General features: G+C 52.6%; 24 protein-coding genes. 20 read left to right on the top strand and 4 right to left on the bottom strand.

The features are described 5' to 3' along the window. Positions 1-397 precede the first annotated feature (397 nt). The 6 genes from J2Z70_RS24910 to J2Z70_RS24885 all read left to right on the top strand — a co-directional run bounded on the left by J2Z70_RS24910 (position 398) and on the right by J2Z70_RS24885 (position 3,875). A complete protein-coding gene (locus tag J2Z70_RS24910) occupies positions 398-1,474 on the top strand; it encodes a site-2 protease family protein (protein ID WP_209877665.1) in 1,077 nt (358 codons plus the stop codon). A gap of 70 nt (positions 1,475-1,544) precedes the next feature. Continuing rightward, complete coding sequence (locus tag J2Z70_RS24905; RefSeq protein ID WP_076074250.1) at positions 1,545-1,760, top strand: hypothetical protein; 216 nt, start codon at positions 1,545-1,547, stop codon at positions 1,758-1,760. A gap of 123 nt (positions 1,761-1,883) precedes the next feature. Then, positions 1,884-2,327 carry a GNAT family N-acetyltransferase gene (locus J2Z70_RS24900; protein WP_209877663.1) on the top strand — a complete coding sequence of 148 codons (444 nt, stop codon included), beginning with the start codon at positions 1,884-1,886 and terminating at the stop codon, positions 2,325-2,327. A 91-nt stretch (positions 2,328-2,418) separates the two neighbouring features. After that, positions 2,419-2,655, top strand: a complete 237-nt coding sequence (locus J2Z70_RS24895) for a DUF3892 domain-containing protein (RefSeq protein WP_036695032.1) — start codon at positions 2,419-2,421, stop codon at positions 2,653-2,655. A 258-nt stretch (positions 2,656-2,913) separates the two neighbouring features. Beyond that, positions 2,914-3,468 (top strand): copper amine oxidase, encoded by a 555-nt coding sequence (locus J2Z70_RS24890; RefSeq protein WP_036729511.1) that lies wholly within the window; start codon positions 2,914-2,916, stop codon positions 3,466-3,468. A gap of 83 nt (positions 3,469-3,551) precedes the next feature. Continuing rightward, positions 3,552-3,875, top strand: coding sequence for a DUF1292 domain-containing protein (locus J2Z70_RS24885; RefSeq protein ID WP_036729508.1), 324 nt, complete (start codon positions 3,552-3,554; stop codon positions 3,873-3,875). A gap of 77 nt (positions 3,876-3,952) precedes the next feature. Here J2Z70_RS24885 and J2Z70_RS24880 read toward each other — a convergent pair whose 3' ends face one another. Continuing rightward, a complete protein-coding gene (locus J2Z70_RS24880; RefSeq protein WP_036729506.1) occupies positions 3,953-5,428 on the bottom strand; it encodes an aminotransferase class I/II-fold pyridoxal phosphate-dependent enzyme in 1,476 nt (491 codons plus the stop codon). A gap of 144 nt (positions 5,429-5,572) precedes the next feature. On the opposite strand from J2Z70_RS24880, the gene J2Z70_RS24875 reads away from it, so the two are divergent. The 4 genes from J2Z70_RS24875 (at position 5,573) to J2Z70_RS24860 (ending at position 10,162) form a co-directional block, all read left to right on the top strand. Then, positions 5,573-6,862 (top strand): MFS transporter, encoded by a 1,290-nt coding sequence (locus J2Z70_RS24875; protein WP_209877661.1) that lies wholly within the window; start codon positions 5,573-5,575, stop codon positions 6,860-6,862. A 328-nt stretch (positions 6,863-7,190) separates the two neighbouring features. Next, positions 7,191-7,787, top strand: a complete 597-nt coding sequence (locus tag J2Z70_RS24870) for a hypothetical protein (RefSeq protein WP_209877659.1) — start codon at positions 7,191-7,193, stop codon at positions 7,785-7,787. A gap of 264 nt (positions 7,788-8,051) precedes the next feature. After that, on the top strand, positions 8,052-9,464 hold the full coding sequence (gene gndA / locus J2Z70_RS24865) for an NADP-dependent phosphogluconate dehydrogenase (RefSeq protein WP_036729501.1): 1,413 nt from the start codon (positions 8,052-8,054) through the stop codon (positions 9,462-9,464). Between the two features lie 191 nt (positions 9,465-9,655). Beyond that, positions 9,656-10,162: a shikimate kinase gene (locus tag J2Z70_RS24860; RefSeq protein WP_036729499.1), complete on the top strand. Its 507-nt coding sequence runs from the start codon at positions 9,656-9,658 to the stop codon at positions 10,160-10,162. Between the two features lie 37 nt (positions 10,163-10,199). On the opposite strand, the gene J2Z70_RS24855 is transcribed toward J2Z70_RS24860, so the two are convergent. Continuing rightward, a complete protein-coding gene (locus tag J2Z70_RS24855; RefSeq protein ID WP_209877658.1) occupies positions 10,200-10,508 on the bottom strand; it encodes a rhodanese-like domain-containing protein in 309 nt (102 codons plus the stop codon). 126 nt (positions 10,509-10,634) lie between these two features. Between J2Z70_RS24855 and aroA the strand changes: the two genes are divergently transcribed. From aroA to J2Z70_RS24820, 7 genes are all read left to right on the top strand, one after another. After that, on the top strand, positions 10,635-11,927 hold the full coding sequence (gene aroA / locus J2Z70_RS24850; protein ID WP_209877656.1) for a 3-phosphoshikimate 1-carboxyvinyltransferase: 1,293 nt from the start codon (positions 10,635-10,637) through the stop codon (positions 11,925-11,927). A gap of 148 nt (positions 11,928-12,075) precedes the next feature. Then, complete coding sequence (locus tag J2Z70_RS24845; protein ID WP_209877653.1) at positions 12,076-12,510, top strand: CoA-binding protein; 435 nt, start codon at positions 12,076-12,078, stop codon at positions 12,508-12,510. Between the two features lie 223 nt (positions 12,511-12,733). Further along, positions 12,734-13,405, top strand: a complete 672-nt coding sequence (locus J2Z70_RS24840; protein ID WP_209877651.1) for a PDDEXK family nuclease — start codon at positions 12,734-12,736, stop codon at positions 13,403-13,405. Positions 13,406-13,795: 390 nt separating this feature from the next. After that, the gene (locus J2Z70_RS24835) at positions 13,796-15,682 is read left to right on the top strand and encodes a glucose PTS transporter subunit IIA (protein ID WP_036729487.1); all 1,887 of its coding nucleotides are present in this window, start codon (positions 13,796-13,798) and stop codon (positions 15,680-15,682) included. Continuing rightward, on the top strand, positions 15,679-17,445 hold the full coding sequence (ptsP, locus tag J2Z70_RS24830) for a phosphoenolpyruvate--protein phosphotransferase (protein WP_209877649.1): 1,767 nt from the start codon (positions 15,679-15,681) through the stop codon (positions 17,443-17,445). Before J2Z70_RS24835 ends, ptsP begins: the two co-directional genes overlap by 4 nt. Before the next feature lie 212 nt (positions 17,446-17,657). After that, the gene (locus J2Z70_RS24825) at positions 17,658-18,182 is read left to right on the top strand and encodes an RNA polymerase sigma factor (RefSeq protein WP_209877647.1); all 525 of its coding nucleotides are present in this window, start codon (positions 17,658-17,660) and stop codon (positions 18,180-18,182) included. Between the two features lies 1 nt (position 18,183). Beyond that, on the top strand, positions 18,184-19,590 hold the full coding sequence (locus tag J2Z70_RS24820) for a DUF4179 domain-containing protein (protein WP_209877645.1): 1,407 nt from the start codon (positions 18,184-18,186) through the stop codon (positions 19,588-19,590). Between the two features lie 85 nt (positions 19,591-19,675). On the opposite strand, the gene J2Z70_RS24815 is transcribed toward J2Z70_RS24820, so the two are convergent. Continuing rightward, the gene (locus J2Z70_RS24815) at positions 19,676-20,200 is read right to left on the bottom strand and encodes a type 1 glutamine amidotransferase domain-containing protein (protein WP_036729480.1); all 525 of its coding nucleotides are present in this window, start codon (positions 20,198-20,200) and stop codon (positions 19,676-19,678) included. Positions 20,201-20,432: 232 nt separating this feature from the next. On the opposite strand from J2Z70_RS24815, the gene J2Z70_RS24810 reads away from it, so the two are divergent. The 3 genes from J2Z70_RS24810 to J2Z70_RS24800 all read left to right on the top strand — a co-directional run bounded on the left by J2Z70_RS24810 (position 20,433) and on the right by J2Z70_RS24800 (position 22,989). After that, the gene (locus J2Z70_RS24810; RefSeq protein WP_076074887.1) at positions 20,433-20,870 is read left to right on the top strand and encodes a hypothetical protein; all 438 of its coding nucleotides are present in this window, start codon (positions 20,433-20,435) and stop codon (positions 20,868-20,870) included. 318 nt (positions 20,871-21,188) lie between these two features. Continuing rightward, positions 21,189-22,199, top strand: a complete 1,011-nt coding sequence (gene ccpA, locus J2Z70_RS24805; protein WP_036695017.1) for a catabolite control protein A — start codon at positions 21,189-21,191, stop codon at positions 22,197-22,199. 94 nt (positions 22,200-22,293) lie between these two features. Continuing rightward, positions 22,294-22,989: a 5'-methylthioadenosine/adenosylhomocysteine nucleosidase gene (locus J2Z70_RS24800; RefSeq protein ID WP_209877643.1), complete on the top strand. Its 696-nt coding sequence runs from the start codon at positions 22,294-22,296 to the stop codon at positions 22,987-22,989. 21 nt (positions 22,990-23,010) lie between these two features. On the opposite strand, the gene J2Z70_RS24795 is transcribed toward J2Z70_RS24800, so the two are convergent. Further along, positions 23,011-23,643, bottom strand: coding sequence for a GNAT family N-acetyltransferase (locus tag J2Z70_RS24795; RefSeq protein ID WP_209877641.1), 633 nt, complete (start codon positions 23,641-23,643; stop codon positions 23,011-23,013). Between the last annotated feature and the right edge of the window lie 76 nt (positions 23,644-23,719).

The raw sequence follows: 23,719 nt of genomic DNA, 5'->3' as shown, positions 1-23,719 counted from the left end.
CAGCATCCACCTCTTCAGGTACGTCCGCAGATTAAAGCGGGTATACCCTAGCATGGTAACGGATGCGGGTTCCGGCGCAGCCTACGTCCCGGCGATGCGGGCTTCGATGCGCAGCTCTGAGACCATATTCCCGAGGGTTTTCTTTGCTCCTTTTCAGCATCCGGAGCTCTCTGTGGAAGAATTGCCAGGGTACTCTTTCTCTTCGCAGCTATTGTGGTTATCCTAATTACTGGATATCATATACGCAGGCCGGGAGATTTGTCAACACCGTAAGTCTATTTGCAATCCACTGCACTCCTGTGCGACAGTAGAGAGTAAGGGCTAACGGGAAGCAGAGGAGTGCCTGATCCTGGCCTGGGATTGAAGCGACACAGTGATCAAAAGGAGATTGAGACTATTGCAGGAAAACAAACAGGAGAAAAAAAGCTCGGGGGCATGGGGGTGGCTGGGCAGTGGGGCGGTACTGCTGCTGCTCAAGGGAAAAGCCATTATCTCTCTGCTTAAGCTGGGGAAAATCGCAGGTCCGCTGATCTCCATGATGGTATCGATCTGGGCTTATGCACTGATTTCACCATGGCAATTTGCTGTGGGCTTCGTTGCATTATTATTCGTTCATGAGATCGGCCATGTTATCGCGGCTAAGCGGATCGGGCTTCCGGTAAGCGCACCGCTGTTTATTCCTTTTATGGGTGCGCTGATTACGATGAAGAAGCAGCCGCTGGATGCCAGAGAGGAAGCCTATGTCGCTTTTGGCGGCCCTATACTGGGGAGTATCGGCGCACTGATCGTGTTCGGAGCAGCCTATTATTATCATAGCCCTTTGTTATATTCGCTGGCCTACATCGGCTTCTTCCTGAATCTGATTAACCTGCTGCCGATCCATCCGCTGGACGGAGGCAGAATTGCCACGGCGGTTACACGCTGGTTATGGCTGGTCGGGCTTATTGGAGGATTAGCTGTAATTATCTATCTGAAATCTATCTTATTTGGCGTAATCTGGGTAATGTTCGCTTATGATATGTATAAGAAGTACATTAGCCGGCGGACGAAGAATCAGATGCATACTGTGCTCAAAAGCTTCCTGATCCCCATCGGGGATCTGCAGGAGCAAGGATATCTGATCCCCGGCCCCGAGCATAAGCGGGAGCTGCCGTTCACCACCTACAGTGATTTGAACCGCCAGCAGTTTGTCGGCGTACGCTGGGATAACCTGGATTACTATGGAACGACGACCATGCCGGTGCAGTCGCTGATCGGAAAAGTCAAAGTCGTGCAGCTAGATCAGCTGTATGTGGATGCCAGCCTGCAGATGAAGATGAGCTGTGAGATCAGCTTCACGGTATATGACAATGATAAGTACTATGATGTGCCGGCTGCTTCCCGCTGGAGATATGGGGCCGCGTATTTTGTCCTTGCCGGAGTTCTTGGGGGGATGATGTATCTTGTCCATGTAGTTGGCAATGTAAATCTGTAAATCTTCGTTTATGAACCTCCCGATTCGTCAAAGCTGTAAAGAGCCGAGAAGGATGAGGAGGTTAACAACAATGCGCTTGGCAAGAGTATGTCTCTTATGGATTGGAGCATGTCTCCTTCTGGGAATCGCCGGATGTACGGCAGGTAAGCAGGTTCCTGAATATACGGATGTTCACAGGATGACCGGACTGGACGGGAGTCTGAATTCACGGGATAGCCTGACCTCGCCGGTTCTGCGGGATGTGTATGACCGCTCGATTCCCGAGGAGGTCTATGAGACTCCGTAAGTAAGGTGGCCGGAGCTTCCTTGTCCACGGGCCTTGCCCTGAAGCTCTCAGGCTCTATACAGGATATTAATAATTCTGTATAATGCTCCATATTGATTGGAGCTATAGAGAGGAGCCAGGGAGATGGCAGTGGAAATCGTACATGTTACTACAGAGGAGCAGCTTCAAATGGCGCTGGAGATCCGCAAGAAGGTGTTTGTGGAAGAACAGAAGGTGCCGGTAGAAGAGGAGATCGATGAATATGATGCCATCAGTGAGCATGTGCATCATTTCCTGCTCATGGAGGGCGGGCAGCCGGCTGCAACCGGCCGGCTGATCTATTATAAAGCGGACACTGCCAAGATGCAGCGGATTGCCGTTCGGGAAGCCTTCCGCGCTAAGGGATGCGGACGTATCCTGCTGCTGGCTATGGAAGAACGGGCACGTGAGCTGGGTCTGCAGGCTTCCATTCTGGATGCCCAGTGTCAAGCAGAACCATTTTACAGCAAGCTCGGCTATGAAGTAATCTCCAAGGAGCCCTTCTATGATGCCGGGATTCTGCATGTCAGAATGAGCAAGGCCCTGTAATCTGCCGGGTACATACTCTTCCGCTGCTATGGACAAGCTAGAATCGGGCCAGGATAGCTGGCTAACTCTAGTGCGAAGGAGACGATCCTAAGTGATGAATCAAGAACGGGAACGCTTTATTGCCGCCAAACGTAACGGTGACGGGGACCTGACCGGGTTCCAGACCTCCTCCGGACGCGTGCTGGATTATCAGCAGGCACTTCAGGAGGTTCAGTCCGGCAGCATCGCAGGGGTCAATGTATTTAAGGGCAAAGACGGCGAAATGTATATCCGCGGCGATGCAGATGGAGATCCTACGAACAATCTGGATCAGCTTCCGCAATTTTAGCCGGGCATAGATAACAGGGGGAACGGCCGGACAGGCGTCTTACAGGCGCTGAAGTCCGGCCGTTTCTATGTGCTAAGGGGGACTCAAGCTTCTCTGAAAATACTTCGTTTAAGGTCTGCTGTACATGCCGAAACCGGTTGCTGAAGGACTTGTTTTTCTTTTCTTCTGCAAAAAGAAATAAATCCCTGAATTCTGCGCAACTTGTCGAAGGCTGAGCAGTATACATTAACAGCATGAATTATTTGGAGGGGCTTTACAATGAGATGGAGAAAAATTGCTCTGTGCACGGTTGTGTTTTTCATGATGGGAAGCTCCTATTTGTTCGCGGACGCTGTGAACCAGAAGATCAAAGTATGGAGCAATGGAAAGGAAATAGCCGATGGCGGCTATTTGATTGACGGCAAGACCTATATTCCCGCCAGGGAGGCCGGGGGTATCGTCAGCTGGGACGGCTCGGGCAGAGTGACGATCCTCAAGCCGAATGTTCATATCGTACTCTTCAAAGGCGACACGGTATTCGGCAATGTTAACACAGGCAAGCTGAAGATGAAAATTCTAACGCAGGTGGACAGCCTCAAGGACAGCATCGCTGCCGTGAAGGTGGCAATCACCGATCCTGCCGGGAATGTGAAGGATATTCTCGAGGATGCCGTCGGCTCCAAGAATGAGGATTTCTGGTTCTCCACACCGGAATTCACCTATGATTTCAAGGAACCGGGCAAATATAGCGTAGGCTTCTTCATGAAGGCGTCGAAGAACGGAGATTACATTCTTGTGTCCGAGAAGGTAGTTACGGCTTCATCCAAGAATTAAGTCTCTCCTGCAAATTGACCTGTCCTTATCTTACGTGTTACGATACCAAATGTAGGATAATTCAATTAAAGTGAGGTATTACAATGAGCGATCACAAACATGAGCATGGCCATGAACATGGTGAAGCATGCGGTTGCGGACATGATCACGACCATGAGCACGAGGAGTTTGTGCTGACCTTGACGAACGAGCAGGGCGAAGATGTAGAAATGGTACTGGTAGAAACGTTCGACGTAGGCGAGAAGTTGTACGCCCTGCTGCTTGAGCGCGAGAATCCGGAAGCAGACGGAATCATCCTTCGTATGGAAGAAGAAGACGAGGAAATGGTTCTGTACAACATTGAAGATGAAACTGAATGGAAAGCTGTTGAAGAAGCTTATAACGAGCTGCTTGCCCAGCAAGAATAGATTTCAGGCATTCATGCAAAACCCCGATACTTTATACGTATCGGGGTTTTGTATGTCGCACTGCTATAGGACAAGCCTTAGGAGATCGGCTCAGCTTCGACAATTACTTTTATATTGGTAATGCTGCGGTCCTCGGGTCCTTTGACGGGCAATCCGATTTCTACATGGTCAATGATATAGTCGATATTATCCTGGGTAATAACTTCTCCAGGGAGAAGAATAGGAATTCCCGGCGGATAGACGTAGATGAATTCTGCAATGATGTAGCCGGCAGACTCCCGGAAGGGGATCAGCTGCGTATCCGCATAGAAGGCATCTCTCGGGATTAGGGCCAGCTGCGGAATATTCGGCACCTGTACCTTAAGCTCATAGATCTCACCCTTGCTGTAATGGATCGCTGAGAGCACCTGCAGCGCCGCAAGCAGCTTATCTACAGATTCCTTAGTATCTCCAGGGGTAATCAGGCAAAGAATATTATACATGTCGCTGAGTTCAACTTCGATGTTGTACTTCTGCCGGAGCCAGTTCTCGGTCTCGTAACCGGTAATACCCAGATGCCTTACATGAATGTTCAGCTTCGTCGGATCATGATTGAAGGTGGCTTCTGTTCCGAGAATTTCTTTGCCGAAGCTGTACAGCCCCTCGATCTCGTTGATCGAATTGCGGGCATAATTGGACAAGGCGATGGTTCTCGCCGCCATCTCATGGCCGTTCAGGGCAAGGTTGCGTCTGGAGGTATCCAGAGAGGCAAGCAGAATATATGAGGTTGAAGTGGTGGTCAGCATGCTGAGAATGGTCTGTACCCGCTGTGGGTTGACAAGACCCGTCTTGGCATTGAGGTTCAGTACCGAGCTCTGCGTCATGGAGCCGCCCAGCTTATGCACACTGGTTGCTGCCATATCTGCACCGGCCTGCATGGCCGATACCGGTAAGTCCTCATGAAAATGAATCAGTACTCCATGTGCCTCGTCCACAAGTACGGGAACCCCGTAACTGTGGGCCAGGTCGACAATCGAACGGAGGTCGGCGCATACGCCGAAATACGTCGGATTGATAACGAGGACACCCTTGGCATCCGGATGGCGCCTTAAAGCCCGTTCCAGCGAGCTGGTGGTTATGCCGTGGTCTATCCCAAGATTCTCATCCTGTACAGGAGAGACGAAAATAGGCTTGGCTCCGGAGAAAATAATGGCCGACATTACCGATTTGTGAATATTGCGCGGCACAATAATTTTGTCTCCTTCTGAGCAGACAGAGAGGATCATAGTCATGATGGCATTGCTCGTGCCTTGTACACTGAAATACGTGTAATCGGCGCCGAAAGCCTCTGCAGCCAGCTTCTGAGCTTCAAGAATAACCCCGGTGGGCTGATGAAGATCATCAAGCGGTGCAATATTGATCAAATCTATGGATAGAGCGTTATCGCCGATAAACTCACGGAATTCGGCATCGGTCCCTAGCCCCTTCTTATGTCCCGGAATATGGAATTGAACTGGATTTCCGGCGGCATGCTTTTTGAGAGCAGTGAAGAGGGGAGTAGCTTGTTGATTCATTTAATGCTGTCACAACCTTTCGCGAAGAGTGGTTTTTTGATTTCGCTGAAGCAAAAGGCGTCCCCGGAGGGACAGAATACCTATTTCTACTTGAGCAAGCATCAGTATAACAAATCAATCAACATAATACTAGGATGTGATGAAATGTCTGGCAAAGCAGCGGAACGTATGCATATCAGTTTAGCCTCACCGTTCATATTAAAAATGTGGATCATTATTTTCCTGGTCGAATTCGTCAAAGGATCGCTGCTGGTAGCTCTGCTGCCGGTCTATATGGAGAATATTCTGGGGCTCTCCGTAACCGTGGTCGGGTTCGCCTTCGCGCTGCAGTATCTCGGGGATAACCTGTTCCGCAGTCCGTTCGGCTGGGTCATGGAGCGGATCGGCTACCGCTGGACGATGACAGGAGCGCTGCTGCTCCTGCTGGTGGCAGTCGGGCTGATTATCTATGCCAAAGATGCCGTAAGCTTGTCCCTCGCCTGTCTGATTCTGGGGATCGGCACCTCGCCGCTGTGGCCTTGTACGATGACAGGCATCACCGAGCTGGCAGGCTCTACCCGGAGCGGCAGCAGCGGCGCAGCCATGGGGGCGGTGGAGATGGCCTCACTGGCCGGAACCGGCGTCGGTCCGATTATCGTCAACTTCATGATGGATCATGGCGGACAGGGCTACCGGACGGTCTTCCTGGTGCTGATGGGCTTCGCTGCTGCTGTTGTAGCCGTGGCGCTGTTCCTGCCCTCGAAGATCGGCGGTCATGCGCCGCGCGTTGTCCGAGAGATATCGGCGGAAGGGCCGCCGGTACCTCGTAAGCCGGTAAGGCCCCTGGAGAGTCTGAAGCGGACCTGGCAGCAGGTCACCTCCTCCCTGAAGGTAAGCCGCCTGCTGTTCCCGGCATTGTTCCTACAGGCTTTTGCGATCGGGCTTATGACCCCGGTGGTCACCTTGTTCGCACGTTCGGAGCTGCATGTCACCCCCAACCAGTTCAGCCTGCTGCTGATTGCCGGGGGAGGGATTACCGTGCTAACCCTTATACCCGCCGGGAAGCTGGTCGATAAGGTCGGCACCTCCATCTTCCTTAATATCGGCTTCCTGCTGGCAGCCTGCTCCATGGCTTTCTTCTCACAGGTCCGCTGGCTGCCGCTGGCCTTCGTGGCGGTGGCGCTGGTCGGGATCAGCTATGCGCTGATTCTCCCGGCGTGGAACGCCTTCCTGGCCAAGCAGGTGCCGGAGGGTGAGCGTGGGACCGTCTGGGGGCTTTTCCTGACGCTGCAGGGCTCAGGGATGGTTGCTGGTCCGGTGGTGTCAGGCAAGCTGTGGGATACGGTCAGCCACGGTGCCCCTTTTCTGGCCAGCGCGGGAGTAATGGTTGTGTTATTCGGCCTGCATCTGCTGATCGTCCACCGGACGAAGCTGAAGCACAGCAGGGCGCACTGAGTAGAGCGGAGACAGGGGGAGTAAGCCGGTGTGGAAATGCAATAAGCCGTAGACTGCCTGAAAAGGAGGCGCAATGCGGCTTTATTGCTGTTTTTGCATATAAAAGGGCTGGTCTAACTCACCTAAAACGGGTTCCAGCGTTTGGAAAAGGCTAAAAACGGGTAAAAATAGTCAATAAACCAAGTTACCGCTACATATTATGAAGTATAAAATAAGTGTAAGCCACACAAAGAATCAAGGTGCAAGCGGAGGTCCGGCAGTCTGTTCTACTCTTAGGTTAGGCCGTGAAGCTGACTATGCTTAAATCAAGCAGTTAGGGGGGAGTGCCGTGAACAAAAACGATGAAGTGGAGTACTGCAATCTGGAGCTGCGGTTCGACAGACAGCATATCCAGGATCTAATCAAGGACCTGATCAAGGAAGGTTATTCCCTGTACTGGAGTGAGAACGAGACTGTTTTTCTTATTTCGGTGCGCACCGGCCGCAAGCTTGTGAAGCTGCGCTTCCAGCGGATTAAGGACGGCTTCAAGCTGGTGGGAGACTACATGATCCGTGATGCGCGCCTGTCAGAATGGATGGAGAAGCTGATTGGGGATATGAGAGGTCATGCCGTTGTCAAGCGCTTCCGCGACCGTCAGATCATTATAGAGAATATTTTATTCGGTGAGGTCATCCGCCTGGTGGAGATTTCCGGTTATCAGCAGCGTGTGCTGTACCAGAAGGGGCCGCTGCTGTCGGATCAGGAGCTGACGAAGCTGTTCTACTCCATAGAAGGCGAAGAGCGGATCCGTGACCGCAGGCTTGCCGTGGATGAACAGCTCGACTTGCTGAATGAAGCTATGCGTGAGCGCGATACGGAAGCGGTGGCGGCCAGCACAGCGAGGCTTGAGCAATTGACCAGGGAGCTGGCGGCGCTGGAGTGGTAGTGCACTGAGTGAACTTAGGCGATTAAGGGCATCCCATAATGGGGTGTCCTTTTATTGTGCCTTTCTGGTGGAGGGGGTTCACTTCTGCGGACAAAACCGTTAAAATAGTCATTGTGAGCAATTTCCCTGATGGATCGAAGTTTGTCAATGAAATTGATCTCTCTTTCGCAGGCAGAACTTTGCTGTCTCTGACAAAGGGTGGTATTCTTATACTGCGAGAAATGGATTTCACAAAAATACAGGGTGCAAAGGGTGGAGAACCAGATGTCAAAACAACAAATCGGCGTTATTGGCTTGGCGGTAATGGGCAAAAATTTGGCTCTTAACATCGAGAGCAAAGGCTTCAGCGTATCCGTGTTTAACCGTTCCCCGGAGAAGACACATGATCTGGTTGCAGAAGCAGCAGGCAAGAACCTGGTGGGCACGTTCTCCGTTGAAGAGTTCGTAGGGTCACTGGAAGTACCGCGCAAGATTCTGATCATGGTTCAGGCAGGTCAGGCTACGGATGCCACCATTGAGCAGCTTCTGCCGTACTTGGATCAAGGCGATATCATCATCGATGGCGGTAACGCTTATTTCCCTGACACCGTACGCCGCAGCAAATATCTTGAAGACAAAGGCTTCCGCTTCGTCGGCACCGGCGTATCCGGCGGTGAAGAAGGCGCACTCAAGGGTCCTTCCATTATGCCTGGCGGCCAGGAGAGCGCGTATAAGCTGGTTGAACCAATTCTTACGGCGATTTCAGCTCACGTTGGCGGAGAGCCTTGCTGTACATATATCGGGCCGGACGGTGCAGGACACTATGTCAAAATGGTGCATAACGGCATCGAGTATGGCGACATGCAGCTGATCGGCGAAGCCTACCACCTGCTCAAGGACGTTCTGGGTCTGGATGCCAAGGAGCTGCACAGCACCTTCGCAGAGTGGAATAACGGCGAGCTGGACAGCTATCTGATCGAGATTACGAAGGATATCTTCGCCCAGTATGACGAAGAGACCGGCAAGCCGATGGTGGACGTCATCCTTGATGCTGCCGGACAAAAGGGTACCGGCAAGTGGACAAGCCAAAGCTCGCTGGATCTCGGCGTGCCGCTGTCCATGATTACCGAATCCGTCTTCTCCCGCTTCCTGTCTGCCATGAAGGAAGAACGCGTTGAAGCCAGCAAGGTGCTGAGTGGCCCTGCTACGGCTCCATTCGATGGTGACAAGGCTGAATTCATCGAGAACGTGCGTAAAGCGTTGTTCGCCAGCAAGATCGTATCGTATGCCCAGGGCTTCGCCCAGCTGCGTGTGGCTTCTGACGAATACGGCTGGAATCTGAAATACGGCGAGCTGGCCAAGATCTGGCGCGGCGGCTGCATCATCCGTTCCCGGTTCCTGCAGAACATCACGGATGCCTATGCCAATAATGCAGAGCTGAAGAACCTTCTGCTTGATCCGTTCTTCAAGGATGTTATGGACAACTACCAGTCGGCATGGCGCAAGGTTATCGCTTCGGCTGTAACTCTGGGTATTCCAGTTCCGGGATTCTCCAGCGCCCTTGCATACTACGACAGCTACCGTACAGAACGTCTTCCGGCGAACCTGCTGCAAGCACAGCGCGATTACTTCGGCGCTCACACCTTCAAGCGTGTGGACAAAGAAGGCGTGTTCCACCACAACTGGCTGGCAGAGTAACAGGCAGCGTTCAGCTTATTGCTTAGGAACCCGAGATGCTTTCCGCTTCATGCGGAGGGCTTTCGGGTTTTTTGCATCCATGAGGCATAGCCATGGCAGGCACAGCCCGCCTGAAAATGAAGGCTGCCGGCATTGTGCAAACTTTTCACCCTGTGTTATGATATGACAAATGTCGCGGCTTGGAGGTTGTTATGGACGATCGAAATATCATTCTCGTCGGGATGATGGCTACGGGGAAATCCACAGTAGGCGCCATTCTGGCCGAGGAGCTTGACTATGAACTGGTTGATCTGGATGCAGTGATTACCGGAAGAGAGGGCCGCAGTATTGCGGATATCTTCGCGGAAGGCGGAGAGCAGGCATTCCGGAGTATTGAATCAGCGGTACTTCAGGAAATGCTGCAGGGAGAGCGCAAAGTGATCTCTACAGGCGGAGGGGCGGTGCTTGCGCCGGGGAATGCCGAAGTCATGCTGGAGCATGGATTCGTAGTGGCCCTTACAGCTTCGGAGGATACCATTATTGAACGGGTCAGCGGGGATGAGAACCGGCCGCTGCTCGCCGGCAATGCGGCAAACCGGGTCCGTTCCATTATGGAACAGCGCAGGGAAGCTTACCGTTTCGCGCATTGCACGGTCGATACAACGGAGCTGAATGTGGCTGAGGTCTCGCAATACATTTTACTGCGTTACCGCGCTTGAGCTTTTATGTGTGTTGGCGCTATGCATCAGGATGAAGCTATTCCGCGCTGGTATCATCCCACTCGATCATGCCGCCGCTCAGGTTAGAGCCTTGAATGCCGAATTGCTGCAGATATTCACAGACCCGCTGGCTGCGGTTGCCGGAACGGCAAATGAAGATGATCTCAGTGTCTGACGGAAGCTTGTCCGTCTGCTGCGGGATCTGGCCCATCGGGATATGCTGAGCGCCGGGAATCATGCCGAAGGCAACCTCATCCTCTTCACGGACGTCGATCAGTACAAGCTCTTCGCCGGCAGCGAGCCGTTTACGCAGCTCCTGCGGTGTAATTTGCGGAATTTCATTCATGGTAGTACCCTCTTTTCTGCCCGAATGGGAATGGATTCTCTTCACGCAATAATAACACAACTGCGGATTACCCTGTCAAACAGGCCCGTACATACAGACTATATATTATGAAGGAGCGCTTATACTATGGACGTTATTGTTAGGCCTACGCCGACGCTGCAAGGAGAATTCGGAGCCCTGTCCTCCAAAAACTACACCACGCGCTACCTGCTGGTAGCCGCTCTCTCTGAAGGAGTCAGCACGATCTACCATCCTGCCCACAGCGAGGACAGCGACGCGATCCGCAGATGTATCGCCGATCTCGGCGCAGTCCTGACCGAAGATGATGAGAAAATCGTAGTACAGGGGTTCGGCCGCCATCCCCGTGATGTCAAGGAGCTGAATGTAGGGAATGCCGGCGCAGTCCTCCGGTTCCTGATGGCGGTGGCTGCGCTTAGCCCGGAGGTTACTTTCGTGAATACGTATCCCGATTCTCTGGGCAAGCGGCCGCATGACGACCTGATTCTGGCACTTGGCCAGCTCGGCGTGGAAGTAGAGCATAATAACGGAAGACTGCCGATTACGATCCGCGGCGGCAAGCCGCAGGGCGGACGGATTACCGTCTCCGGTGCCGTCAGCTCGCAGTATCTCAGCGCACTTTTATTCCTGACCCCGCTGCTTGAAGAAGACAGTGAGATCATCGTGCTGGATGATCTGAAGTCCAAGGTGGTCATCGGGCAGACGCTGGAGGTGCTGGAGCAGGCAGGGATTATCGTACATGCGGCGGATGACTATATGTCCTTCAAGGTGCCTGGACGCCAGAGCTATGCTGCCAAGACCTATACGGTGCAAGGCGATTATCCGGGATCAGCCGCAGTGCTTGCGGCCGCAGCGGTGACTAAGTCGGATGTGACCATTCACCGGCTGGCGGAGAGAAGCAAGCAGGGGGAGCGGGCCATTGTTGATGTGCTGCGGATGATGGAGGTGCCGCTCACCCATGAGAACGGAACAGTGCATGTGCAGGGGAACGGGGTCCTGAAGGCGGTGGAATTCGACGGCGATGCGGCAACTGATGCGGTGCTGGCTATGGTAGCGGCGGCGGTTTTTGCCGAGGGGACCTCACGCTTCTACAATGTGGAGAATCTGCGCTACAAGGAATGCGACCGCATCACTGATTATCTGGCAGAGCTGACCCGGGCCGGTGCGAAGGTTGAGGAACGCCGGGATGAGATTATTGTGCATGGCACACCGGAGGGCGTGGAAGGCGGCGTAACGATTAATGCCCACTATGACCACCGTGTGATTATGGCCCTTACTGTAGTAGGGCTGCGGGCACGCCAGCCACTGCTCATTAAGGATGCCCATCATGTGGCGAAGTCCTATCCACAGTATTTCGATCATCTGCGCTTGCTGGGTGCGGATGTGGAATGGGTGAAGTGAGTCTGCTTTAGCTCCTGAGTCTTCAGGTTGCTTATCGCTAATCGCAGATTAACGATGTGGCGCGAATGATGGCGGTGTGGTGATTTGGAACTTTTTCCGTTGCAGAGTATGATGTACGTATATCTCATAACCGGAAGGGGTAATACACATGAGCTTTGAGAACCCAAGCAGGGAAGAAATCGGCGAGATTCTGGCTGCGGCAGGCAATATCGCTGTTGTTGGCCTATCCGACAAAACAGACCGTACCTCATATATGGTTGCAGGCGCTATGCAGAGCCGGGGCTACCGGATCATTCCGGTCAATCCATTAGTAGACGGGGAAATCCTGGGCGAGAAATGCTACCATACGCTGGCGGAGATTCCGGAGCCGGTGGATATTGTGAATGTGTTCCGCCGCAGCGAATACTGCGCAGCTGTAGCTCAGGAGGCTGCTGATATCGGCGCGCGTGTTCTCTGGCTGCAGCAGGGGATCATCAGCCAGGAGGCGGCGGACATTGCCGCTGCAAATCATATGATCGCAATCATGGACCGCTGCATCAAGGTGGAGGAAGCGATCACGATGAAGGGCCGGAGCCGGGGGTAAGACGAATCGTATGCATGATCAGGTACACAGATGCCGGATATACTTGTAGTTCAGAGCTATCCAGATTAAATTTTGCCAAACGTACCTCAGACCTGGTTGCTGCATTCTCGATTAGTTTTCACTAATAAGTATTGCTATACTTGACACAGACGAAGAACGTCCTTTACTCCATTTTAAATGGGGAAAGGGCGTTTTTTGTATTTTCAGGGAGGGGGAAGTAGATATGGAATTTGAGCAGGCACACAGCAGCTTTATGGAGGCACATACGATTGTAAGAACGGGTGAACGGCGGGGGAGGCTGCTGCGCGGACATAACTATGCGGAGAAGCTATTTCTGCAGAATGTATGGTGGCCGCTATTCGAGTCACTGGAGCAGCTGCACCCGGAATATGAGGTGTATGACTGGAACCGGAAATCGCAGTTTCTGGATTTTGCCTTTCTGCCGCAGAACGGGACCCGCTTCGGGATTGAGTGTGACGGCTATCAGAGCCATATCAAGGATATGGACCGGGAGAAGTTCAACTATGCGCTTAACCGGGACACCTTCCTGACCGGGATGGGCTGGAAGATGCTGCACTTCTCGTTCGACGACATCCAGCAGCGTCCCGAAGTGTGCCGGATGCTGCTGCAGCTGGCGCTGGCGCCATATTTGGCGCGGAGTTCGTCCAGCAGGGAGCAACTATTGTCAAAAGAAATGGATGTGCTAAGGCTGGCATGGCGGATTTCTAGACCGCTTCGGCCTAAAGACTTAATTGAATCTTTACACATTAATTACCGGACAGCACACAAGCTGCTGGTGGCGTTGAGTGATAAGGGTTTCATCAAACCAGTCTCTTCAAAAGAACGGATACGGTATTACGAGGTGAATTCCATGCGGCTAGATCAAATATGGTGAAGGAGGAGCTCAAGATGTAACATGTAATCTATGCGATAATCGGCTTAAGTGTAGTTCGTACAACTAAAATGCGCTGGATAAGGTGTTTATTGGGTTTAATCGCACTTCGTACAACTAAAAATACGCATTATTGCGATTAGAGTTAAATTGTCCAAAAATAGTTGCACAGAGTGCAGTTAAAGTAAAATAGAAGGTCGTATTGCCAAATATAGTTGTACAAACTACACTTATCCAGTCACAGGAGTCACAGGAGTCACAGGAGTCACAGGAGTCACAGGAGTCACAGGAGTCACAGGAGTCGCAGGAGTCGTCCTTTTCACGCCCAGATTCTTTTGACAAAAACTGCTGTAACGCTTACCATTCAATATAGAAAGAAAGGAGAGGGTCGCCTTGAATTGGCTCGGATCTTTGCAGCAGTTGGGCAGAGCCATTATGCTTCCTACCATGGTGCTTCCGGCGGCAGCGATTCTGCTGAGTCTGGGCAGCTTACCGTGGTCTGCATGGGGACTTTCTTCGGTATCCGAAGTGACGACGTACGCGGGGCAAGGAATATTCTATTTCATGCCTTATTTGTTTGCTGTCGGTGTGGCGTGGGGATTGTCCAATCAGGCCGGACCGGCCGGACTGGCCGCACTCGCAGGGATGTTCACTTATGACCGGATTGTGTCCAACATGGGAGACGGGGCTGTACAGCCTGCAACATTAATTGGGATTATCCTGGGGATTGTAGCCGGTGTAGCGCATAACCGGTTTAAGAATATCAAGCTGCCGGAGGCGATCCAGTTTTTTGGCGGGTCGCGGTTTGTTTTGCTGTTCATGGGCTTATTCTCGGCGCTGTTCGCCTGGGTCATGCTCGGAGTGTCTCCGCTACTACAGGAACTGCTTAATGAGCTGTTCAGGGTAGTGCAGGTGACCGGCGGCTATGGAGTGTTCGTCTACGGGGTGCTGTACAGGGTGCTGACGGCCTTTGGCCTGCACCATATTCTGAATAATGTGTTCTGGTTCCAATTGGGCTCCTTTACGACGCCTGACGGCAGTGCAGTCGTACAGGGGGATTTGCCGCGCTTTTTTGCCGGTGATCCTACAGCGGGTGTGTTCATGGCCGGACTGTTCCCGATTATGATGTTCGCCCTGCCCGCAATTGCCTTTGCAATCATTCAGGAAGCGCGCGAGGACCTCAAGCCCAAGATCAAGAAGACTTTTTTGCGTGCAGCTTTAGTGTGCTTTTTGACCGGTGTGTCCGAGCAGATTGAATTTGCCTTCCTGTTCGCATCGCCGTATTTGTTTGCGCTGCATGTGGTCATGTCCGGGCTTGCGATGGTGCTGACCTACTCGCTCGGGATTCATCACGGCTTCTCCTATTCGGCGGGGACCATCGATTTCTTCCTCAACATGCATCTGTCCCAGCGGGCCTGGCTGCTGATTCCGATCGGGATCGGCTATGGCATTGTCTATTATAACGTGTTCCGCTGGGCGATCCGCCGGTTTCAAATTCCTACCCCTGGCCGTGAGGAAGGCTCTGAGCTGGGCGACTGGGCGGGCAATATCCCGTATCAGGCTCCGCTGATTCTGGAGGCGTTGGGCGGCAAGGAGAATATTGTGCAGGTTCAGGCCTGCATCACCCGGCTGAGATTAACGGTGCATAATGACCGCTTCATAGATACAGGGGCGCTTAAGGGGCTGGGCTCCGCGGGCATTATCAAGCTGGGCGGCGGCAATGTGCAGGTCGTCTTCGGGACGTATTCGGAGCTGATTCGCGAAGAGATCGACAAGCTGATGCTGCGCGATCTGCCGCAGGTGCTGTTCAGTGCACCGATCCAGGGGCGGATGATGCCGATTGAAGAGGTGCCGGATCATATTTTTGCCGCGAAGCTGGTGGGGGATGGAGTGGCCTTTGTCCCGGAAAAGGGAGAGCTGGTCTCGCCTGTATTCGGCAAGGTGATGCACGTATACCCTACGATGCACGCAGTGGGCATTGCTACGCCCGAAGGGCTGGAGGTGCTCATGCATATCGGGATCGACACTTCGCAGCTTAAAGGGCCGTTTGAGGCGCTTGTACAGGAAGGGGACAGCGTGGAGCCGGGGCAGCTGCTGGTCAAGTTTGACCTGGCCTTCTTGAAGGAGCATGCCGCTTCGCTGGCGACACCGATGGTGATTACCAACCCGGACCGGGTCAAATCCTGGAGCTACGCGCCATTCAAAAACGTGAAAAAGGGGCAGTCTTCCGTTATGTCCGTGGTACTACATGAAAGCAATGTTGGAGGGATCGAAGCATGATACAAGGCGTAGGCGCCGCAGCAGGTGTTGCCATTGGGAAGGCCTTTGTCTTGCCGAACTGGGAATGGAGTCTGCCGGACACTCAGGTGAATCCGGTGGATCTGGCTAAGGAGTTCGAACGGTTGTACGAAGGCATTCGGACCTCCAAGGACGAAATCGAGTTTATCAAAAAAGAATTCCGCGAGGTCGTCGGACCGGAGGAATCGAGCATTTTCGATGCCCATCTGGCGATCCTGGATGATCCGGTGTTCATGAGCGAAATCCGCGGCATTATCGAACGCCAATACAAGGCAGCCGAGGTGGCGGTCAAGGAAGCGATCGACCACTTCGTGGCGATGTTCGATTTGCTCGACGATGAATATATGAAAGAACGTGCAGTGGATATCAAGGATGTCGGCAACCGCCTGCTGAAGCATCTCCTGGGTGCGCCGGAGGTCACTCTGCCGTCGGATACCCAGCCTTACATTCTGGTAGCGAAGGAGCTGTCCCCCTCACAGCTGGCGCATTTGAATCCGGCGTATGTGCTGGGCATCGTGACGATGATGGGCGGCAAAACCTCGCATTCCTCCATCATGGCCCGTGCGCTCGGCATTCCGCTGGTGGCAGGCCTGGAGAACAAGATCCTGACTCCTATCCAGACAGGGGACGTGCTGGTGCTCGATGGGGAGACCGGGGCGGTTATGATTCATCCAGATGAATCCACACTGCTGGACTTCAACACCAGACGTGCGAAGCAGCAGCGGAAGCGGGAGCAATTGGAGCTGCTTGCAACCGTCGAAGCGGTGACGAAGGACGGTGTGTCTCTGCGGCTGGCCGGCAATATCAGTTCCGTGAAGGAGCTGAACATGGCACTGAAATACGGGGCCGAGGGAGTGGGACTGTTCCGTACAGAGTTTCTGTACATGGACCGTAGTACTTTTCCGACAGAGGATGAACAGTTCGAAGTCTATAAGCTGGTTGCGGAAAAAGTCGGCAAGGAGACCGTAGTCATCCGTACACTTGATATCGGGGGAGACAAGCATCTGGATTACTTCCAGCTGCCGGAGGAGCAGAACCCGTTTCTCGGCTACCGGGCCATCCGGATCAGCCTGGACCGCAAGGACATGTTCAAAACCCAGATTACAGCCATTCTGCGGGCCAGTCATTACGGCAATGTCCGGATGATGTTCCCGATGATCTCTTCTGTCGAAGAGGTGCAGGCGGCCAAAGCAGTGTTGAACGAGGTAAAGAGCGAGCTCGACAGCCGGGGTGTACCGTATAACCGCGACATGAAGGTAGGTATAATGATCGAGGTTCCGGCCGCAGTGATGATTGCCGACCTGCTGGCGGAGGAAGTGGACTTCTTCAGTATCGGCACGAATGATCTGGTGCAATATGTACTGGCTGTGGACCGGATGAATGAGCAGATTGCCCATATGTATCATCCGTACCATCCGGGAGTGCTGCGTATGATCCGCATGACGGTGGATGCGGCACGCAGCGTAGGCATCGATGTCAGTGTATGCGGTGAGATGGCCGCAGATGAGCGCTCACTGCCGCTCTGGCTGGAACTGGGGATCCATGTGCTGAGCATGTCACCGCAAGCCTTGCTGAAGGTGAAGCACCGCACACTGAACACACTGGCTTCTGAAGCCAGGGAGATTGCGAAGGTCTGCTTCCGCAACCGCACCAGCTCTGAGACGGAGGAGCAGCTTACTGCTTTTGCCTCACGGAGCGGATTCCCGCTGGGCGCCGGCGGTGATTCCAAAGAGAAGACATCATAGCCGGGTAACGGCTGAACGTTATCGGGTTTTCAAGGACAAGCAGCAAGAATATCTAAATAAAGTCCGGGTGAGGGTCAAGGGGGCCACACACCGGACTTTTTGTTTTGAGATCTGAGGGAACAGGCCTGCCGTGCAAAAAAAGTAAAACCGTTTGGGCTGCGGGACAGTCAGTATATACAGAAGTCAAAAAAGAAAGGGGAGACTAAGCCTGGATGGAGCATACGTGGGAAGGCGAGCAGGTGCGCCACTTGAATGAACAGGAGCAGCTGTTTATCAACCGGGTACTGGAGCAGAAGAAAATACTCTACAGTATTGCGTACAGCTACTTGCGCAGCGAGGCGGAGGCACTCGAGATGGTTCAGGAAACTACATACCGGGCCTGGGTTAAGCGCGGGAGCCTGAAGGATGAGGACCGGTTCGCACCTTGGCTGACCCGGATTCTGATCAACTGCTGCAAGGATGAACTGAAGCGGAGGAAGCGGCTGACTGCTCCTGTGCCGGAACCGGCAAGCGCTGGACTGCAGGAGATGACCAGTGACCGTAAGCTGGATATGGAGCAGGCCCTGGAAGCGGTAAAGCCCAAATACCGTCAGGTGCTTGTACTGAAGTATTACCGGGATATGACGCTGACAGAAATTGCCGAGGTGCTGGGCAAGCCTGAAGGAACGGTCAAGACCTGGCTGAACAAGGGACTTAAGCAGTTGCGGGACAAAATGAGAATCAAAGGGGGATTATAGCATGGTCAATACAGAAGAAGAGCTGTTGAAGGAATACTACCACAGTCTGTCGGCAGAAGCGGAGGAAATCCCGGAAATGCGGCTGAATACGGCAATCCGCAACGGCATAGCACGTTCCCGGAGAAGCTCTATGACACTAAGGAAGCGTTATGCTCTGGCTACAGCGGCGGCAGTACTTGGGATTGTGCTGTTGTTCTCTTTTCCCCGGGTGGGTGAGGTGTTGAAGACCCAGGGAGCCGCTCCGGATCAGGCAGCAATATTTCAGAGCTACGGACCCTTTGAAAAGTATATTTCAGCTGTAATGACCACAAACGTAGTATCTTCGGCAATCGAGGCTGGTCTTGTACAGCGTATCACTGGTGTTACCGCGGAGCAGAACGGATTTGTCCTGACCGTAGATGGAATTGCTGCAGATCAGAAGGGGATTATCATTTTATATTCATTGCAGAATAAGACTGACGAGAATGCCAAAGTTGAACTTATGCAGCTTACATCAGCAGCTTTAAACCCTTTGAATACTTCCAGGGGACCGGGTAGTTCAATTTCCCCAAATCGTATAACCTACGGTTATGAAGTAAGGCAGTGGGAGAGTGATGCTGGCGCTCTTCCTGATCAAATTACGTTTGAGCTGGAGCTTGGTAAGTACAAACAGTTCACCCCAGCTTCAGCAGACAGCCTTCAAGCTAAACTGTCTGTAGCCATTCCGCTGGACCGGGAGCAGATCGCCAAGGCAGGAGAAACCATACATGTAGACAAAACACTGGAAATAGACGGTCAGAAAATTGAAATCAATGAGGTCTATCTGGCCGCCTCCGGCATTTATCTGGACTATACCTGCGACCCGCTGAACTCCAAACAGATCTTCTCTATGTACAAACCGGGGTTCTTAGCAGGCGGCAACGGTGATTATTCGTATCTGGCTTTACGCGCCGCCAGCTTTACGGACAGTGGGGGCAGACTGATATTTGCGAACGACAGCCGCCTGGCACAATCGCTCCAACTGCAAATCAATGGAATTCTGGCGCTGGATAAGCAGGCAACCCAATTAATTATCGATACAGACAAGCAACAAATTATCAAGGCTCCGGATCACAATCTGCAAATGTCCATTCACAACACGGAGAAGGGCTCCACGATGGTGCTGGAATATGATTCTCAAGCACAGAGTAACAGTATCTACAATGACCTTATGCTGGGGCAAACATTTACCGATGGAGCAGGTACAGTTCATTCAGCAGATAAATTTGATATCGATATTCCGCAGCGCACGGAGCCGGAGAATGCGAAGTCCATCCCTCACATGTACTACCGGGGTCTGGGCAGCAATAAATACCCGCAGCCGCTGACGTTCACTATTGAGGCGTATCCTGCCCTGATCAAAGAGAAGCTGTCTGTCCCTATCCGCTAATCTCCTTTAAAAGCGGCAACAAGCCCTGAACCCTGTCAGACGACAGGGCAGGGCTTGTTGTTTATAACAGATCTCATGTTGCCTGCTACTCACCGGCCAGCGCATCGCAGAACGCTTTGCCGTAAGGCGGCAGATCCGGCGGGCGGCGGGCGGAGATGATGTGTCCGTCCTGGACGAGCGGCTCGTCCTTCCAGATGGCTCCGGCGTTCTCCATATCGTCACGGATGCCCGGCGTGGAGGTGACCGTTACACCTTCGAGAATTTTGGCGGAGATTAAGACCCATCCGGCATGGCAGATCTGGCCAATCGGCTTCTTGGCAGTATTGAAATCCTGCACCAGCTTCAGCACTGCGCTGTACCGGCGGATTTTGTCGGGTGCCCAGCCTCCGGGAACGAGGATGCCGTCATAATCGGCAGCCTTCAGCTCGTCCCAGCTGTATTCAGCCGTGGCGGGTACACCATATTTGCCTACATACGTCTTGCCCTTCTCAAGGCCTGCCAGATGTACCTCGGCCCCTTCCTCACGCACGCGGTATACGGGATACCACAGCTCAAGGTCTTCAAATTCATCGTCCACCAGCGCAATGACTTTTTTACCAGACAGTCTCATTCTGTACAGCTCCCTTCGGCTTAACTTCCTGATATCTATGTCATTCTATCAAAAGAGAGAGTTGAAGTCACTTTTCGGTATGGAAATTCCTACGACAATTGCCAATTAAAACATGATATGCAAACTTGCAGGGATTCAGGGGGATGAAGTCGAATACTAGAGAGGGAAAAGGCAAAGCTATGCGTTTTTAAAAGATCATTCTGAGGTGTGGGAGATGTATAAGGAACAATTAATGAAGAAGTCTTGTGGCTGCGGCGGGATCATGACCATACATATGCACACGCTGATTTATAGTGCGAAGATCAAAATTACTAATGTCCCTGTATATACCTGCGGGCAATGCGCCCGTTATGAGCCCTTGCCGGTTATTAAGCGTGACCTGGGCCTGCTGATCCGGGAGCTTGGAGAGCGCCCTGCGGGCAAGCTGCATCTGTCCTTTGCGGACCGTAATGAGTGGGCCAGTGTGCTGAAGGATACCTTTGCTGCGGGCTTGTTTGCCGGCGGCTTGCCGGAATTGGAGGAGGCTATCCGCAAGGCTATGCAGAGCCGGATTGATCTGCTGCTGGATGTATACCGCACGGCGGCGGATTTGTCCGACAAGAAGTGGATGGAAGAGATCGGCCTGCGGCTCTCCCAGTTGACGGCTCATTCGGCAGAAAGTGCCAAATAAAGAGCATTTTTTGACATTTTGAAAAAAAGTCTGCAAAAACAATGAAAAACTTTCAACGAATGTTGGATTTTTCACGCGCTTTTTGATACGATAGAGAAAGCATACAGAATTCTTGAAATTTTAAGGGCTTTCCACTGGAAGCTATTGGAGGATCAGGAATTGGCGGAAGGCGTCAAAGCCGCGCCAGGACTGGCGTTTCAACCTTTGAAAGAAATTTTGAAAGGAAAATGAAGCGTTATCATTGCACAATTGTACAAAGTGTCGTATCATAATTTTAATTAGTCGAACGATAAAATTTATCGCAATGGAGAGAGTAATTTGACGGTAACCATTTACGATGTAGCTCGAGAAGCAGGCGTATCTATGGCTACGGTATCACGGGTTGTGAATAATAACCCCAACGTGAAACCGCAGACCCGGAAGAAGGTTTTTGAAGCGATTGAGCGTTTGGGCTATCGTCCGAATGCGGTGGCGAGAGGTCTCGCCAGCAAGAAAACGACAACCGTAGGGGTTGTTATCCCTGATATCTCAAACTCGATTTTTGCGGAAATTGCACGCGGGATTGAAGATATTGCCAATATGTATCACTACAACATTATTCTCTGTAACGCTGACAAGCGTAAAGAGAAGGAGATTCGTGTCATTAACACACTGCTCGAGAAGCAGGTGGACGGGCTTCTGTTCATGGGCGGAACCGTTACGGAAGAGCATATTCAGGCGTTCCAGACCTCTGCTGTGCCTATCGTGCTCTGTGCGACCCGCGATGAGAAGGGAACGTATCCTTCCGTGGATATCGACCATGAGACGGCTGCATTTGATGCAGTGAATACGCTGATCCGCCACGGACACCGCGAGATCGCAATGATCAGCGGTACGCTGCAGGACCCTGCGAACGGCTATGCCCGCTTCCACGGCTACAAGAAGGCGCTGGAGGCGGCAGGTATCGAGTATCAGGAGGATCTGGTACGCATCGGTAACTACCGTTACGAATCCGGTGTCGAAGCCATGAAGTACTTCCTGGGTCTGAAGAAGAAGCCGACGGCTATCTTTGCTGCTACCGATGAGATGGCGATTGGCGCCATTCACAGTATTCAGGATGAAGGCCTTAAGGTGCCGGATGACTTCTCGATTATCAGTGTGGACAACATCCGGATGGCTTCAATGGTTCGTCCGCTCCTCACTACTGTAGCACAGCCGATGTATGATCTCGGTGCTGTAGCGATGAGACTGCTGACGAAGCTGATGAAGAAGGAGACGGTTGAGAATCCGCGGGTTATTTTGCCGCATGAGACCATTCTTCGTCTGTCTGTCAACCATGTCAACAAATAAGTTCAGTACGTTTAGCTCGTGAACATAGGTTTCTTAAGAAGCTCCTTCGGGAGCTTTTTATGTTTGCGGACACAAAGTTCGAGGGGGATATGAAATGAGCGGAGTATTGGGTCTGATTGGCGCAATGGATGAAGAAATCAAGCTGCTGCTGGAAGAGATGGAGAATCGGCAGACCACGGTGAAGGCCGGAATTACCTTTTATGCAGGGACAGTGTTCGGGAAGGCAGCTGTAGTCTGCAAATCAGGGGTAGGGAAGGTGAACGCCGCAGTAACCACACAGATTCTGCTGGACAGCTTCGGCGTGGAGCAGGTGCTGTTCACTGGTGTGGCCGGGGCGTTGCACCCTGAGCTGAACATCGGGGATATTGTTATTTCGTCATCCTGCATTCAGCATGATATGGATGCTACAGCGCTCGGTTATGCCAGAGGAGTGATTCCGTATCAGGAGATCTCCGTCTTCGAGGCAGATGCGCTGCTGGTGAAGTTAGCAGAAGAGGCCTGTCAAGAGCTGAAGCAGAAGTCTGTAACAGGCATTGTGCTGTCCGGGGATCAATTCATTGCCAGCAGGGCGTCAGTAGCTATGCTGCGTGAGCAGCTGGACGGGGCCTGTGCAGAGATGGAGGGTGCGGCGGTCGCCCAAGTCTGCCATATGAACGGGATCCCTTTTGTAATCGTGCGTTCAATGTCGGACAAAGCCGACGGCTCAGCCCATGTGAATTACAGTGAGTTCACCGTAACGGCCTCGCAGCATTCCCATGCCATTCTGGAGCATATGCTTAAGGCTATGTAACCTGCAGGCAGGCCGCCTGAATTAATACATAAACCGCTGTCTGAAGCGCACCCGGTCGAAGGTCTCGCGGGAGGACAGCGGCACATCCTGGCCCATGCGGACCATGAGGCAATTCGCCGGATGCGAGCAGATCTCCGGGTCATCGGTGGCATACCACACCATATCTACCGTCTTCATCAGCTTCTCCATCATCTGGCGGTACTCCCATACATTAAGACCACTACCCTTGAGGTCCCAGTGCCAATAATATTCGGTTGTGAATACGATGCAGTTCTCCAGTTGTCCCTTTTCAAAAGCGCTTGAAACCAGCAGCTTCGCAAGCCCGCTTCCGCGATACTCGTCAGCCACTTCAATGGCTCCCAGCTCAATCAGATCCTCCATCCCGCCCTGAGACCATAACTCCAGTTCATCCGGATAATGAAAAGTAACATAGCCCACGATAACGTCTGAGACCACTGCTGCTACGATGCGCCCTTCGGGCAAGCCAGATATCTCGATCAAGGCTTCAAGCTGCTCCTGCGGCTTACGGAAGGCGTCCAGATCGCGGTGCATGCTTAAGGTCTGGAGCGTTTCGGGAGATAAGGGTCCACGGACAGAAATCAGCCGGCCTTGATGCTCTATGGTATGGGATACAGGGATTTTATGGTGCTCCATGCTTGGGCTCCCTTCCGGTTCACTATAATATGGAATGTAACCGCTTCCTGTGATATACTGATTCCGACACGGAATT

It is taken from the genome of Paenibacillus silagei (assembly GCF_017874735.1).
Taxonomy (GTDB): domain Bacteria; phylum Bacillota; class Bacilli; order Paenibacillales; family Paenibacillaceae; genus Paenibacillus_AQ; species Paenibacillus_AQ silagei.
Note: the sequence above shows the minus strand (reverse complement) of the source record. Positions and strands in the feature narration are given on the sequence as shown.